15 protein-coding genes and 1 riboswitch are annotated in these 14,365 nt (G+C 72.8%); of the genes, 7 read left to right on the top strand and 8 right to left on the bottom strand.

From position 1 onward, the window contains the following. Positions 1 to 28: 28 nt before the first annotated feature. From HUT06_RS24905 to HUT06_RS24890, 4 genes are read left to right on the top strand one after another with little or no spacing between them, the layout of a single operon-like run. Positions 29 to 1,033, top strand: coding sequence for an ABC transporter substrate-binding protein (locus tag HUT06_RS24905; RefSeq protein WP_176197940.1), 1,005 nt, complete (start codon positions 29 to 31; stop codon positions 1,031 to 1,033). A 9-nt stretch (positions 1,034 to 1,042) separates the two neighbouring features. Next, complete coding sequence (locus HUT06_RS24900) at positions 1,043 to 1,816, top strand: ABC transporter ATP-binding protein (RefSeq protein WP_176197939.1); 774 nt, start codon at positions 1,043 to 1,045, stop codon at positions 1,814 to 1,816. Next, complete coding sequence (locus HUT06_RS24895) at positions 1,813 to 2,628, top strand: ABC transporter permease (RefSeq protein WP_176197938.1); 816 nt, start codon at positions 1,813 to 1,815, stop codon at positions 2,626 to 2,628. The genes HUT06_RS24900 and HUT06_RS24895 overlap by 4 nt, the downstream gene beginning before the upstream one ends. Continuing rightward, positions 2,625 to 3,323 carry a GntR family transcriptional regulator gene (locus HUT06_RS24890; RefSeq protein WP_217711432.1) on the top strand — a complete coding sequence of 233 codons (699 nt, stop codon included), beginning with the start codon at positions 2,625 to 2,627 and terminating at the stop codon, positions 3,321 to 3,323. Before HUT06_RS24895 ends, HUT06_RS24890 begins: the two co-directional genes overlap by 4 nt. Before the next feature lie 77 nt (positions 3,324 to 3,400). Here HUT06_RS24890 and HUT06_RS24885 read toward each other — a convergent pair whose 3' ends face one another. Genes HUT06_RS24885 through HUT06_RS24875 form a run of 3 tightly spaced genes read right to left on the bottom strand, consistent with a single transcriptional unit; the run spans position 3,401 to position 6,051 of the window. Beyond that, entirely contained in the window at positions 3,401 to 4,336 is a 936-nt protein-coding gene (locus tag HUT06_RS24885; protein ID WP_176197937.1) for a hypothetical protein, read from the bottom strand. Beyond that, positions 4,333 to 4,818: a hypothetical protein gene (locus HUT06_RS24880; protein ID WP_176197936.1), complete on the bottom strand. Its 486-nt coding sequence runs from the start codon at positions 4,816 to 4,818 to the stop codon at positions 4,333 to 4,335. The genes HUT06_RS24885 and HUT06_RS24880 overlap by 4 nt, the downstream gene beginning before the upstream one ends. Before the next feature lie 3 nt (positions 4,819 to 4,821). Beyond that, positions 4,822 to 6,051, bottom strand: coding sequence for a macrolide family glycosyltransferase (locus HUT06_RS24875; RefSeq protein WP_217711431.1), 1,230 nt, complete (start codon positions 6,049 to 6,051; stop codon positions 4,822 to 4,824). Positions 6,052 to 6,234: 183 nt separating this feature from the next. On the opposite strand from HUT06_RS24875, the gene HUT06_RS24870 reads away from it, so the two are divergent. Next, positions 6,235 to 7,470 (top strand): amidohydrolase family protein, encoded by a 1,236-nt coding sequence (locus tag HUT06_RS24870; protein ID WP_176197935.1) that lies wholly within the window; start codon positions 6,235 to 6,237, stop codon positions 7,468 to 7,470. 6 nt (positions 7,471 to 7,476) lie between these two features. Here HUT06_RS24870 and panB read toward each other — a convergent pair whose 3' ends face one another. The 5 genes from panB to HUT06_RS24845 form a co-directional block, all read right to left on the bottom strand. After that, a complete protein-coding gene (gene panB / locus HUT06_RS24865) occupies positions 7,477 to 8,313 on the bottom strand; it encodes a 3-methyl-2-oxobutanoate hydroxymethyltransferase (protein ID WP_176197934.1) in 837 nt (278 codons plus the stop codon). Positions 8,314 to 8,609: 296 nt separating this feature from the next. Next, a complete protein-coding gene (locus HUT06_RS24860) occupies positions 8,610 to 8,909 on the bottom strand; it encodes a hypothetical protein (protein WP_176197933.1) in 300 nt (99 codons plus the stop codon). Between the two features lie 295 nt (positions 8,910 to 9,204). After that, complete coding sequence (locus HUT06_RS24855; protein ID WP_176197932.1) at positions 9,205 to 9,993, bottom strand: ABC transporter ATP-binding protein; 789 nt, start codon at positions 9,991 to 9,993, stop codon at positions 9,205 to 9,207. Further along, complete coding sequence (locus HUT06_RS24850; RefSeq protein WP_176197931.1) at positions 9,990 to 11,069, bottom strand: iron ABC transporter permease; 1,080 nt, start codon at positions 11,067 to 11,069, stop codon at positions 9,990 to 9,992. The genes HUT06_RS24855 and HUT06_RS24850 overlap by 4 nt, the downstream gene beginning before the upstream one ends. Positions 11,070 to 11,074: 5 nt before the next feature. Further along, positions 11,075 to 12,064, bottom strand: coding sequence for an ABC transporter substrate-binding protein (locus HUT06_RS24845; protein WP_254715367.1), 990 nt, complete (start codon positions 12,062 to 12,064; stop codon positions 11,075 to 11,077). Positions 12,065 to 12,192: 128 nt separating this feature from the next. After that, a riboswitch (cobalamin riboswitch) is annotated at positions 12,193 to 12,323 on the bottom strand. Between the two features lie 132 nt (positions 12,324 to 12,455). Between HUT06_RS24845 and HUT06_RS24840 the strand changes: the two genes are divergently transcribed. Next, a complete protein-coding gene (locus HUT06_RS24840) occupies positions 12,456 to 13,562 on the top strand; it encodes an iron ABC transporter permease (protein ID WP_176197930.1) in 1,107 nt (368 codons plus the stop codon). 7 nt (positions 13,563 to 13,569) lie between these two features. Continuing rightward, positions 13,570 to 14,349: an ABC transporter ATP-binding protein gene (locus tag HUT06_RS24835; RefSeq protein WP_176197929.1), complete on the top strand. Its 780-nt coding sequence runs from the start codon at positions 13,570 to 13,572 to the stop codon at positions 14,347 to 14,349. The last annotated feature ends 16 nt before the right edge of the window (positions 14,350 to 14,365 follow it).

Here is a 14,365-nt window from a genome sequence, read left to right as displayed (position 1 = left end):
GTGCGCAGAGCACGGATAAGGAGTAGCTATGAAGGTCACCTGGTTCGCCAGGAGCGTCGCGGTCGGCGGCGTCGTGCTCATGGCCGCCGCGTGCGGCGGCGGAGGCGACGGCGAGGGCGGCGGGTCCACCGACACCGTCCACTACCTGACGTCGTTCAACACCTTCGGCCGGGACGCCTTCGCCTACGTCGCCGAGGAGAAGGGGTACTTCGAGGAGGCGGGCCTCGACGTCGACATCAAGCCGGGGAGCGGCACGGTCGACGTCATGAAGCTGCTGGCGGGCGGCCGCGCCGACTTCGGCGCCGGCGACTTCACCACCGCGCTGATCACCATCGCCAAGCAGAAGCTGCCGGTGACCGCGGTCGGCATGGTGCACCAGAAGTCGCTGGCCGCGGTCGTCGCGCTGGAGGGCGGCGGCATCGCGACGCCGAAGGACCTGGAGGGCAAGACCGTCGGCGACCAGCCGGGGTCCACCAACCAGGTGACGTTCCCGGTCTACGCCAAGGCGGCCGGGATCGACGCGGGCAAGGTCAAGTTCGTCCCGTCGGCCCCGCCCGCCCTGCCGCAGCTGCTCGCGACCGGCAAGGTCGACGCGATCGGGCAGTTCGTCGTGGGCAAGCCGCTCGTCGAGAAGGCGGCGCAGGGCAAGAAGGCCGTCGTGCTGCCCTACGGGGACGTCCTGCCCGACCTGTACGGCAACGCGCTGCTGGCCTCCAGCAAGATCGCCGAGGAGAAGCCGGAGCTGGTGAAGAAGTTCTCCGCCGCGCTGTTCAAGGGCCTGCGGTACTCCATCGCCCACCCGGAGGAGACCGGCGAGATCCTCAAGAAGCGCCAGCCCACCCAGGACGCGGCCGTCGCCGCCGCGGAGGTCCGCGCGATGGCGCCCTACGTGGCGCCCGAGGGAGCCGCGGTTGGCGCGGTCGACAAGGCCCGGGTCGAGGAGAACATCCGGCTGCTCGGCGAGGCCGGCGCGATCTCCTCGAAGCCGGCCCCCGAACAGGTCGTCGACTTCGGCGCGGCCGCACAGGGTTGAGGAGGGGATGTGATCGAGCTCAAGCACGTCTCGCAGGTCTTCGCCGGACGCAAAGGCGAGGTCCACGCGCTGGACGACATCAATCTCGAGGTCCGCCGCAACGAGTTCGTGACCCTGGTCGGGCGCTCGGGCTGCGGCAAGTCGACCATGCTCCGGATGATCGCCGGACTGCTGCGCCCGACGTCGGGGACCGTGACGGTCGCGGGCGACCCGGTGACCCGGCCCCGGCAGGACGTCAGCTTCATGTTCCAGCGCTCGGCGCTGCTCCCGTGGCGCACCGTCCTGGACAACATCATGCTGCCGGCGGAGATCCTGCGCCTGGACAAGCAGGCCATGCGCGAGCGGGCGCACGAACTGCTCGGCCTGGCCGGGCTCGCCGGCTTCGAGAAGCGGCTGCCGCACGAGCTGTCGGGCGGCATGCAGCAGCGCGTCTCGCTGTGCCGCTCGCTGATCCAGAACCCGAAGGTCCTGCTCATGGACGAGCCGTTCTCCGCGCTCGACGCGCTGACCCGCGAAGAGCTGTCCATCGAGCTGCAGCGCATCAAGATGGAGCAGGAGACGACCATCATCTTCGTCACCCACTCCATCGAGGAGGCGGTGCTGCTCGCCGACCGCGTCGTGGTGCTCAGCCCCCGGCCCGGGCGGCTCCGCAAGATCGTCGACGTCGACATCCCGCGTCCGCGCACGCTCGGGCGCAACGCGCACGCGGACCGGGTCGCCGAGGTCAGCGCGGAACTGCACGAGCTGCTGATGCCGACGCCCGCCGCCGAGGGGGCCGCATGACCGCCGCGTCCACGGGCCGCCGCCAGGTCCGCCGCGCCCGTCCCGCCGCCCGGCTCAACGGGCGGGCGGCCGACTGGGGCCTGCCCGTCCTCGGGCTGGTCGCCGTGGTCGCCCTCTGGTGGCTGGCGACGATCGTCTTCTCGATCGAGAAGCTGCTGGTGCCCACGCCGAAGGACGTCTTCGACTCCTTCACCGCGCAGTCCGGGTACCTCATGGAGCAGACCTGGGTGACCCTGCTGGAGACGGTCGAGGGCTTCGCGGTCGCGGTCGTCGTCGGCATCCCGATCGCGATGCTGATCGCCGGGTCGCGGCTGCTGGAAAAGATGATCTATCCGCTGCTGCTCGCGGTGAACGCGGTCCCGAAAATCGCGATCGCGCCGATCCTGGTGGTCTGGATGGGCTTCGGGCAGCTCCCGAAGGTCGTCATGGTCTTCCTGCTATGCTTTTTCCCCGTCGTGATCTCCACCGCCGTCGGGCTGAAATCCACTCCAAGCGAGCTGACCGAGCTGATCCGCTCTTACGATGCAGGTCACATGCAGGCATTCTTCAAGGTCCGGTTCCCCTACGCGCTGCCGCAGGTGATGGTCGGGCTCAAGACGGCGATCTCGCTGGCGGTCATCGGGGCGGTCATCGCCGAGTTCGTCGGCGCGGACTCCGGTCTCGGGTTCGTCATCGTCCAGTCGGGATCGAGCGCCGACACCCCGCTCGCCTTCGCCGCGATGGTGCTGCTCGGCATCATCAGCATCGTCCTCTTCTACGGGCTCGTCGCGCTGGAGAAGGTCCTCCTCCCCTGGGCAGAGGCGAACCAGTGAGCCAGGGCGGACGCGGCATCTTCGAACTCTCCCCGGACAAACCCGGCTCGCGGCGCACCCTCGCCGACACGGCCGCGGCCGAGCTGCACCGGATGATCCTGGCCGGCGAGCTGCCGGCCGGGTCGCCGCTGCGGCTCACCGATCTCGCCGGGCAGCTCGACATGAGCCCGATGCCGGTGCGCGACGCGATGCGCCGGCTGGAGGCGCTGGGCCTGGTGGAGATCATCCCGCACAAGGGGGCGAAGGTGCGGGAGCTCAGTGAGGCCGACCTCCGCGACACCTACGAGGTCCGCGTCGAGCTGGAGTCCCTGGCGGTGGGACGGGCGGCGCTGCATTTCGACGCGGAGGCGGCCGGCCGCGCGGAGCGCGCGCTCGAAGAGCACGAGTCATTGCTGGCCAATGGCGATGTCGAGGGCGCACGGCGGGCGCACACCGAATTCCACTTCACCATTTACCACGCGTCCGGTTCGCGCTGGCTGCCGAGGGCGATCGAGCCGGTGTGGCAGAACAACGAACGGTACCGTTTCGCCTCCAAACCGGATGCCGAGCGGCGCCGCCTCAGCCACGCGGAGCATCGCGCCATTCTGGACGCGTGCATCGCGGGCGACCCCGACCGCGCCACCGCCGCCCTGCGCGACCATCTGGAAGGGGCCATGAGGCGGATCCTCGCGGGCATGGCCCGCTCGACCCCCTGAACACCAAGGCGACCGATGGGGTCCCGCCCGCCGTCTCCGGCCGGGCGGGACCCCGTCCTCGTGCCCGTAACGGGCGCTCAGGGCAGCGGGTCCGTGGCCGTGGACGTGCTGTAGCGGGCGCGGATGAGCGCGACCACGGTGTCGGCGGTGCGGTCGAGGTGGGTGCGGCCGTCGGGCAGCCGGGTCTTCGGGCTGATGTAGCCGCGCGGCCCGACGTGGGTCGCCGGGTCGAGCCGGTGCACGGTGATCTTCCCGGCGCGGCGGGCCCGGTTCCATCCGCTGCCGCGGTACAGCGGCCAGCGCTGCGGGAAGATCCAGGTGCCGACGCGCTCGATCCGGTCGCGCGCGCTGGTGAGCCGGTACAGGTGCTGGGCCCGGCCGAGGTCGCCGGTGCCGTTGTGGAACCCGCCGAGCGTGATCAGCAGGAGCGGCGCGTGCAACCGGGCGTCCAGTTCGCCGACCGCGCCGATGGCGACCTGGGCGCCGCCGCTGTAGCTGAGCAGCACCACGGGGACGCCGCTGCCGGGCCGGTGGCCGGCGAGCCGGAGCTGGGCGGCGATCTGCGAGCCGACGGCCCGGGAGTACAGCGGGCGGTATCGGTGGTCGGCGGCCACGAAGGTCTGCATGACGTTGTGCAGGAACAGCGGCAGCCCCACCCGGCGGCGCACCCACGCCCACACCGGCCGGCCGGCGAGCGGTTCGGCCAGTGGCGAGTAGGGCTGCACCTGTCCCAGTACCCGCAGCTCGGGTGCCCTGTCGAGCAGGGCCCGGACCAGCCGGCCGCCGTCCCGGCTGTCGCGGAAGCGGAACTTCCCGATGCCGTCCAGGTACACCAGGTAGGCGTCCGGAGGACGGTCCGGGTCGGCGCCCCGGGCGTAGGGCACGCCCTCCGGCAGCTTCGTGGCGGAGGCCCGCCACCCGGCGCCGTAGGCCAGCAGCTCGTGGCGGGCCAGCAGGGCCTCGGCGATCAGGGCCAGCCCCAGCCCGCCGATCCAGAACAGCAGGTCGTTCATGCGGCCGGCCTCGGTGCCCCGATCGCACTGATCGCCATGACCAGGCGCCGGACGGCCTCGACGGCGGCACCCAGCCCGACACCGGCGAGGGCGACGCAGCCCGCGGCGGTCCACCAGCCGATCCCGGCCGCGGCGGCGAGCGGTTCGGCGAGGCCGGCCCCGACCCCGATGAGGAGCAGCAGGTGGAACAGCGGGCCGAGCAGCGGGAACGCGAGCACGGCGGAGAGCGCCAGCGGGGCGGCCAGGCCCGGTGTCCAGGCCAGGCCGGTGCCCGGCGGCGGATCGGCCGCCACCAGCTCGGCGAGGGTCCACGCGGTCAGCGGCCACAGCGCGAACACGGCGCCGTCGACGAAGGCGCCGAGCAGCAGCAGCCCGGCCACGTAGCCGCGCGGCGCGCCGGGGCGGCGGGCCGCCAGGGGCAGCACGCGTCCGGCGGCCTCCGAGAGCCCGGCGACCAGCAGCAGGACGACGACGGGTGACATCGGTCAGCCCCGCCGTGACGGATCCGCGGGCACCGAGGGACTGGCCGGGCCGGTGGGCCGCAGGTACCGCTCGAGTTCGTCGGCGGCCCGCCCGGGCCCGCCCGCCTCGCGCTGGGCGCGCTGAAGGGTGGCCGCGGCGGCGCGGAACCGGGGGTCGTCGAGCAGCCGCCGGGCGAGGGTGTGGACGGGTCCCTCGTCGACGTCCTGGGGACGGAGCGACAGGCCGTTGCCGAGTTCGACGACGCGGCGGGCCACCGCCGGCTGGTCGGCGCCCTGCGGGACCACCAGCATCGGGACCCCGGCGTACATGGCCTCGTTGGCGCTGTTCATCCCGCCGTGGGTGACGAACAGCGCCGCGCGGGCCAGCACCTCCGGCTGCGGCACGGAGCGGCGGGCGATCACGTTGGCGGGCAGCGGTCCCAGCGCGGCGGGATCGGTGCGTCCGGTGGAGACGACCACGGTGCCGCCCAGCGTGGCGAGCCCGATCGCGAAGGCGCGCAGCAGCCGCGGGCCGCCCGTGAAGATCGTGCCGAGCGAGGCGTACAGCACCGGGTCGCGCAGCCGGCCGGCCGGGAACGACGGGTCGGCCGGGCGGGCCCCGATGCTCGGGCCGACGAACCGGTAGGACTCGTCGAACTCCTCGACGGACGGCTGGAACGCCCGGGAGGTGAAGACCAGGTTGAGCGGCTGGCGGATGTTCCCCAGGTCGATCGCCGGCAGTCCGCGCGTGTCGAAGCGGCGGCGCAGCTCCCGGCGCGACCGCGGGTAGCTCCGGAGGACGGAGGGCGAAGCCGCCGCCGCGGCCAGCAGGCCCAGTGAGCCGCGGGTGGGGCTGGGGACGTGCCGGTTGAACGCGAACGTGGTGAACGACGACGCCGCCGGCACCTGGAGTTCGCGGCCGGCGACCGCGCCCCACGGGCAGGCGGAGTCGTGGACGATCAGGTCGGGCCCGATGCGGCGCAGGTCGCTGAGCACGCCGGGCAGCAGGCGGACGGCGGCGGCCGCGAGCCCGTCCACCAGCGTGGCCGGCGTCGGCCGGTCGGGGAGCCGCTGGTCGCCCCCGGGGTAGAGGTGCACGGCCGCTCCGGCGGCTTCGATCTCCGCGCCGAACGCGGGCGAGGTGTGGTAGGTGACGGAGTGGCCGCGCCGCACCAGCTCGGCCACGACCGGCAGCGTCGGGTTGACGCGCCCGTGCATGGCGATGTTGAGGAACGCGATGGTGGTGCCTGGCATAACGCCTCCTTGATCGGTTCAAGTGCCGCTACGGCCGACACCTCGAACTCTGACCGGACGCGCCCTCCGCCGAATCAGGGAGGCCCACGTGCGAGCCCACGGGCGTGCCCCCGGGATGCGATTTGGGGCGTTGTTTGCCGGTGATCGGGCGTTGTGCCGGACGGCTTCGGGCAGGCACATCGAATGCCATCGACCTTGCTCAGCGGCGCGCGGGTGTGGGACGGGCTCGCCGATGAGCCGGCGGGCCCGCAGGACGTGCTGGTGCAGGACGACCGGATCCGGCAGATCGCGACGCGCATCGAGGCGCCGCCGGGCGCCGAGGTGGTCGACCTGGCCGGGCACACTCTGACGCCGGGCTTCATGGACTGCCACACCCACGTCACCATCACGCCCGACATCATGTCCGTGTTCACCGGGTCGCCCACGGCGATGGCGCTGCGGTCGCTCTCGGTCCTGCGGACCCTGCTGATGAACGGGTTCACCACCGTCCGGGACCTGATGTGCGCCGATGTCGGGTACGGCATCGTCGACCTGCGCGACGCGGTCGAAGCGGGCTGGATCACCGGGCCGCGCATGCGGGTGGCCCCGCACCTGATCTCGGCACGCGGCGGGCACGGCGACTTCAGCACGGTGCTGGCCGGCCAGTTCCAGGGCTCCCCGCCGCCGCTGGAGCTGGCGGCCGCGGACGGCCCCGACGAGATCCGCACCCGGGTGCGGCAGGAGGTCCGCGCGGGCGCCGACTGGGTCAAGTTCGCCGCGACCGGCGGCTTCTCCAGCCCCGGCGACGATCCCGGGCGGACCACCTACTCCGCGGAGGAGATGGCCGCCCTGGTCGCGGCGGCGGCCGACCTCGGCGTCCCGGCCACGCCGCACTGCTACGGCGACGAGGGGGCCAGGCGGGCCGTGCGGGCGGGCGTCCGCAGCATCGAGCACGCCAACCTGGCCTCGGCGGAGACGCTGAAGATGATCGAGGACGCCGGCGTCTTCGTCGTCCCGACCCAGTACACGATCATCACCGACGCCCGGAACGCCTTCAACGAGGGGCACTGGAGGGGCGCGCCCGCCTTCAAGCCCCGCAAGTTCCAGACCTACCAGCAGGCGCTGCTCGACGGCGCGGAGAACCTCGCCGCGAGCGAGATCAAGATCGCCTTCGGCACCGACGCCGGCATGTTCCCGCACGGCGACAACTGGCGGGAGTTCCCGATGATGGTGTCCAACGGCATCACCCCCGCCCGCGCGCTGAAGGCCGCGACCAGCGTCGCCGCCGAGCTTCTCGGGCTCGACGACCTCGGCGTCCTCGCCGAGGGCAGGACCGCCGACATCATCGCCATGCCCGGCGACCCGTTCGCCGACATCCAGGCCACCGGGCAGGTCGACTTCGTCATGAAGGACGGCGAGATCCACAAGCGCCCCGCATGAGGCGCGTCACCGGTAAGTGTGCTCCGGGGCGGGGAAGGCGCCGGTGGCCACGTCCTGGGCGTAGGCCCGCGCGACGTCGCGGAGGCTCCGGCGGACGTCGGCGTACCGCTTGACGAAGCGCGGCGCGTGTCCTTCGGTCATCCCGGCGGCGTCGGTCCACACCAGCACCTGGGCGTCGCAGCCCGGGCCCGCGCCGATCCCGACCGTGGGGATGTCCAGCGCCGCGGTGACCTCGGCTGCCAGCGTTGCCGGCACCGCCTCCAGGACGACCGCGAACGCGCCCGCGTCCTGCACCGCCCTGGCGTCCCGGAGCAGTTGCCGTGCCGCGGTCTCGCCGCGCCCCTGGACCCGGTGGCCGAGCATGTTCACCGACTGGGGCGTCAGCCCCACGTGCCCCATGACGGGGATGCCCGCGCCGGCCATCAGCGCGATCTGCGGCGCGCTGCGCTCCCCGCCCTCCAGCTTGACCGCGCCGACCCCGGCCTCCTTGACGAGCCGCGTCGCGCTGCGCAGCGCCTGGGCGGCGTCCCGCTGGTAGCTGCCGAACGGCAGGTCGCCGACGATCAGCGCGCGCCCGGTGCCGCGCACGACGGCCGCCGCGAGGAAGAGGACCTCCTCCAGGGTGACCGGGACGGTCGAGTCGTACCCCAGGTGGTTGTCGCCCATCGTGTCGCCGACCAGGATCACGGGGATCCCCGCCTGGTCGAAGGCCGACGCGGTCATCGCGTCGTAGGCGGTGAGCATGGGCCACTTCTCGCCCCGCCGCTTGGCGGCGGCGATGTCCCGTACCGTCACCCGGCCGCCGGGCGTCGCCGGTTCGAGGGCAGGCCGAAGAGATGTCATGACGACTCCGTTCACCGTCTCGAGGCGCCCCGACGGCGTCCCCGGACTCCCGATCATCGTGACACGGCCCCGAGGGCCTGTACAGCCGCGCCGAGGCCCGGCTTCGCGTCACCGAAGCCGGGCCATGGCGTGGGCCGCGGGCCGTGAGAAAAGGCTTCGTGAAAGGCCGCGCCGGCTCTCTGCTCATTACCTGCGATGTGCGCGGATAATATGCCCGACGTGAGTCACGCGGCCGTAGTTTTAGCGTCGTCGTGCAGCTCGTTCCAGGCTTTGTCCGTGCCGGAAAGAGTGCTCGCTCAGCAGGAGATGACCGTCCAGGTCTCGGGGTGGTCGTCGGTCGGGATGATCCAGCCGACGGCCTTGCCGGCGTACACGGTCTTGCAGCTTCCCAAACTGCCGTAGAGAGCGCTGAAGGGCTTGCGCTTCTGGGTCTTGCTCGTGCAGTTGTGGTAGTGCAGCGACAGCGTGCCGCCGCTCTGCCCGGCGTAGGAGACTCCGCACGGGAAGGTGGGGTCGGCGTGGGCGGGGGGCGTCGCCACGAGGCCGGCGGCCGCGGCCAGCCCCGCGACCAGCACGGAGGCGGTGGTCTTCTTCATCGCTCTTCCTTTCGCTGCCGGATGGGACGGCGGCGGTCGGCGATGCTCAATTGACCGGGCGGCCGAATGAGTAACCGCCGAGCGGTGATTGAGTCATCGTATTTCCGTGGCCGTCCCTTCCGTGGGAACATTCAGCAATGTAACACCTCCCCTCACTCATGACTAGATCAACTACGGCGGAAAGCCGCTATTGGGCAATTCCATCTTGATCTCCGCTGGTCACATCGTGTACTGCACATCGTGTACTGCGGCGGGCTTACCGGAGTGGACGTCATGTCGCGCGGCCGAGGGCGCGTCACTCGGGGAGGACGGTGATCTGCGTGAGGCCGGTGCGGGGGTGGGCGCGGACGTCGGCGTCGACGCGGTAGACCTCGGCGAGCAGGCCGGGGGTGAGCACTTCGGCTGGGGTTCCGGACGCGACCAGGCGTCCGGCGTCCAGGACGCAGAGGCGGTCGCAGTGCGCGGCGGCGAGGTTGAGGTCGTGCAGCGCGATGACGGCGGTGACGCCCAGGCGGCGGACGAGGCGCAGCGCGTCGATCTGGTGGCGGAGGTCGAGGTGGTTGGTGGGCTCGTCCAGCACGAGCGTCCCGGCGCGCTGGGCGAGCGCGCGGGCTATCAGGACGCGCTGCTTCTCACCGCCCGACAGCCGGTCGAAGGGCACGCCGGCGAGGTGTGCCGCCTCCAGTTCGGCCAGCGCCCCGGTGATGACGGCGCGGTCGGTGGCGTCGTCGCCCTGGAAGGCGCGCTTGTGCGGGGTGCGTCCCATCGCCACGACGTCGTGGACGGTCAGCTCGAAGTCGCCGGGGGCCTCCTGGAGGACGGCGGCCAGCCGCCTGGCCAGGTGCTTGCCGGGCATCCGCCAGATGTCGTCGCCGTCCAGCAGGACCCGTCCCGAGGTGGGACGCCGCGCGCGGTAGAAGGTGCGCAGCAGTGTCGACTTGCCGGCGCCGTTCGGGCCGACCAGTCCCACGACCTCGCCGGGGGCGGCCGTCAGGGAGACCCGGTCGACCAGGGGGCGCCCGCCGACGACGACGGAGACGCCCTCGGCGCGCAGACTCGCGGGGCCGGGGCCCGCCGGGGTCACCGGGCCGCCTTCCGGCGCATCAGGTAGAGGAAGAACGGTCCGCCGACTAGGGCGGTGAGGATCCCGACGGGGATCTCCTCGGGGCTGATCAGGGTCCGCGCGGCCAGGTCGGCGGCGATGAGGAAGGCCGCGCCGAGCAGCGCCGCGGCGGGCAGCGCGCGGCGGTGGTCGGTGCCGGCCAGCAGCCGGACGGCATGCGGCATGAGCAGGCCGACGAAGCCGATCGAGCCGCTGACCGCGACGACCGTGCCGATCATCAGCGCGACCAGCACGAACGCGGCCGCGCGGAAGCGGTGCACGTCCAGGCCGAGGGACGCGGCCGCCTCCTCCCCGGCCAGCAGCAGGTTGAGCGGCCGCGACAGCCCGAGCAGCACCGCGGTCCCGGCGAGGACCGCGGCCGCCGGGATCCACAGGACGGTCCAGGTGGTGCCGGCCAGCCCGCCGAGCGTCCAGCGCAGCGCCGCCTCGGCGCCGCGCGGGTCGTCGGACGTGATGATCAGGTAGCTGGCGACCGCCGACAGCACCTCGGCGGTCGCGACGCCGGCCAGCACCAGCCGCAGGGTGGGCATCCGCCCGCCGGAGCGGGCCAGGAAGTACACCAGGACCAGCGCGAGCAGCGCGCCGCCGAACGCGGCCAGCGGCAGCGAGAACATCCCGAACCAGGCCGCGTGCAGCACCACGACCATGACCGCCCCGACCGTCGCGCCGGACGACACCCCGAGCAGCATCGGGTCGGCGAGCGGGTTGCGCACCAGCGCCTGCAGCGCCATCCCGCACACCGACAGGCCCGCGCCGACCACCCCGCACAGCAGCACGCGGGGGAGCCGGACGTCCAGCACGATCGTCTCGCGGACGGGCGGCCAGTCCGGGGCGGCCAGCGCCGGATGCAGGCGGTGCAGCAGGATGCCCCAGACCTGCTCGGGCGGCAGCCGGACCGAGCCCGCCGAGATCCCCGCCGTGGCCGCCGCCAGCACCAGCGCACCCAGCAGCGCCAGGACCAGCGGGTAGGGGAGCCGGCGGCGCGGAGCGGGCGCGGCCGCCGCCGTCCGGGCGCCGGAGCCGCGGGCTTCGGTCACGCCGGTCACGCGAAGCGGTCCGGGTGCAGTTGCCGGGCCAGCGAGGCCACCGCGTCCGCGACCCTCACGCCGGTCACCGTGGACGACAGCGGCAGCACCGCGAACCGCCGGTCCCTGATGGCGGGGACGTCCTTGAGCGCGGGATTGCTCAGCAGGAACTTCTTCTTGTCCTCGGCGGACTGCTCGCCGTAGTCGTAGATGAGGACGACGTCCGGTGCGCGCTCGGCGAACTGCTCGAAGGAGACGTTCCCGTAGGGCTTGTCCACGTCGGCGAACAGGTTGGTCCCGCCCGCCAGCCGGATCATCTCGTTGCCGATCCCGGCGCCGCCCGCGGTGAAGGCGGTCTTGTCCCCGCTGTCGTAGACGGCCACCTTGACCGGCGCGGCGCCCGACAGCGCGCGCTTCACCCCGTCCAGGACGGCGCGCATCAAGGCGATCCGCCGCTCGGCCCGGTCCGGGACACCGAAGACCTCGGCGACGGCCCGGATCTCCTCCTCGGCGGTGGCCGCGGTCACCGGCCCCGCCGGGCATTCCTCGATGTTGAGACGGGTGTCGATGCCCGCCTTCCGCAACGCGGCCCGGCCGCGGCCCGCCTTCTCGTCGAAGGCGCTCTTCCAGCCCCCGTACACGAAGTCGGGCTCGGCCGCCAGCAGCGTCTCGAACGAGGGGTACTCCCTGGAGATGACCTTCACCCGGTCGTAGGCCCGCCGGAACTCCGGCAGCACCTCGTCGTCCAGGTAGCCGGTCCCCACCATCGACTTCTCCAGGCCGAGCGCCAGCATCACCTCGGTCGCGTGCTGGTTGAGCGAGACCGCCCGCCGCGGCGGCCGCTGGTACGTGGTCGTCACCCCGCAGTTGGCGACCGTCACCGGGAACCCGTCCGGCGGCGAACCGGACGTCCCGCCCGTGACGCGCTCCGCGCCGCCGCAGCCGGCCGACAGCAGCACGAGCATCGCCAGGACGGCCAGCGCCCGCCCGCCGCGCACGCCGGTCACCAAGAGCGCCTTCGAGCGTGAGATGTGCGCCGCCGTCCGGCGCGGTGCCGGGCATGCCGAACCCATGGGCATACAGCCCCTCCTCTCTGGGGAGATCCGCCCCAGTCCGATCGAGGAGGCGACCGCGTGAGTCTCCTGGCTCTCGGGTCAACGCTCGTCCCGGCCTTCCCACCCGCGTGCGCGGGCAGTGGCATGGTTCGGGATCCGCTCGCCGATCACAGTGGCGGGACCGCGCCGGATTCGCACCGGCTTCCTCGTTCCGCCGTCGCCTACTCCGCACATCGTGACACATCCGGCAGGTGAGCGCCGCGTCACATGATGATCTCCCTTGACAGGACACTCCTGCATGTCATTAGTTACTGCATATAGCTCGCAATAACTGAGGGGATGCATGGTCTCGTCATCGGCGGTCCCGTCCGTCGCGCTGCCGGACTCCGGCGGCGACGACCTGGGGGCGTCCTCCCGGCGGCGCCGGTACCTGCTGCTCCTGCTCGGGCTCGTGGCGGTCCTGCTCGCCACGGTCGTCGCCGCGGTCGCGATGGGCGCGGTGGCGGTGCCGCCCACGACCGTCCTCGACGTGGTCGGCCACCACCTGGTCGGCAGCCCGGCCGAGGTCACCTGGCGTCCGGCGCACGACTCGATCGTGTGGCGGGTCCGGTTGCCGCGCGTGCTGCTGGGGGCGGCGGTCGGCGCCGGGCTCGCCGTCACCGGCATGGCGCTGCAGGCGATGGTGCGCAACATGCTCGCCGACCCGTACCTGCTGGGCGTCAACTCCGGCGGCTCGGCGGGCGCGGCCGCCGCGATCCTGTTCGGGTTCGGCGCGGGGTGGGGCGAGCACGCGCTGCAGATCGCCGCGTTCCTGGGCGCGCTGGCCGCGTCGCTGCTGGTGTTCGTGATCGCCCGGACGGCCGGGCGGATCACCTCGACCCGGCTGCTGATGACCGGGGTGGCCGTCGGGTACGCGCTCTACGCGCTGACCAGCTTCCTGATCTTCGCGTCCGATTCGGCCGAGGGGTCGCGGTCGGTGCTGTTCTGGCTGCTGGGCACGCTGGCACTCGCGCACTGGTCGGCGCCCCTGTTCGTGGTCGTGGCGGCAGTCGTGCTGGTGACCGTCCTGCTCACGCTGTGGGGACGCCGGCTGGACGCGCTCGCGATCGGCGACGAGACCGCGCACACCCTGGGCGTCTCGCCGGCGGGGTTCCGCCTGGTGCTGCTGGTCCTGGTGTCCCTGGCGGTGGGGGTGCTGGTGGCCTCCTCGGGCAGCATCGGCTTCGTCGGGCTGGTGATCCCGCATCTGGCCCGGCGCGTCGTGGGGGCCACGCACCGCCGGGCCGTGCCCGTCGCCGCGCTCATCGGCGCGACGTTCCTGCTGTGGGCCGACCTGGCCGCACGCATGGTCCTCAGCCCGCAGGAACTGCCGATCGGCATCATCACCGCGCTGGTCGGCGCGCCGTTCCTGCTCATCCTGGTCCGCCGCCCGCACGCCGGAAGCGAGTGAGACAGCCATGATCGAAGGACGCGGGCTCAGCTACGCCTACGGCGCGGCGACCGTGGTGCGCGACGTCGACGTGCGGGCCGGGACCGGCCGGATCCTCGGGCTGCTCGGCCCCAACGGCAGCGGCAAGACGACGGTGGTCCGGATGCTCACCGGGATCGTGCCGCCCCGCAGCGGGCAGGTCCTGATCGACGGGCGCCCGCTGGACTCCCTGCCCCACCGCGAACTCGCCCGGCGGGTCGCCGTCGTGCTGCAGGAGTCGGCGGGCGACCTGCCGCTGACCGTGGCCGACATGGTCATGCTCGGCCGGGCGCCGCACCAGTCGACGTTCTCCCGCAACGGCGCCGGCGACCACCGGATCGCGGCGGCCGCGCTGCGCAGGGTCGGCGCCCGGCACCTGGCGGACCGGGTCTTCGTCCGGCTGTCCGGCGGCGAGAAACAGCGCGTGATGATCGCCCGCGCGCTGGCGCAGCAGCCCGCGCACCTGGTGCTCGACGAGCCGACCAACCACCTCGACATCCGGTTCCAGCACGAGCTGCTCACCATGATCCGCGGGCTCGGCATCACCACGGTCATCGTGCTCCACGACCTCAACCTGGCCGCCCGCTACTGCGACGACGTCCTCGTCCTCCAGCGGGGCGGCGTCGTCGCGCACGGCCCGTGCGCCGACGTGCTGACGCCCGGACTCCTCGAAGGCGTCTACGGCGTCGGTGTCGAGCGCTTGGAGACCTCCCGCGGCATCCAGTTCCTCTTCCACCCGCTCGACGCCGCGCCCGCGAGCACCGGCTGACCGGACGCCGGACGAC

It is taken from the genome of Actinomadura sp. NAK00032, from assembly GCF_013364275.1.
Lineage (GTDB): Bacteria > Actinomycetota > Actinomycetes > Streptosporangiales > Streptosporangiaceae > Spirillospora.
Note: the sequence above shows the minus strand (reverse complement) of the source record. Positions and strands in the feature narration are given on the sequence as shown.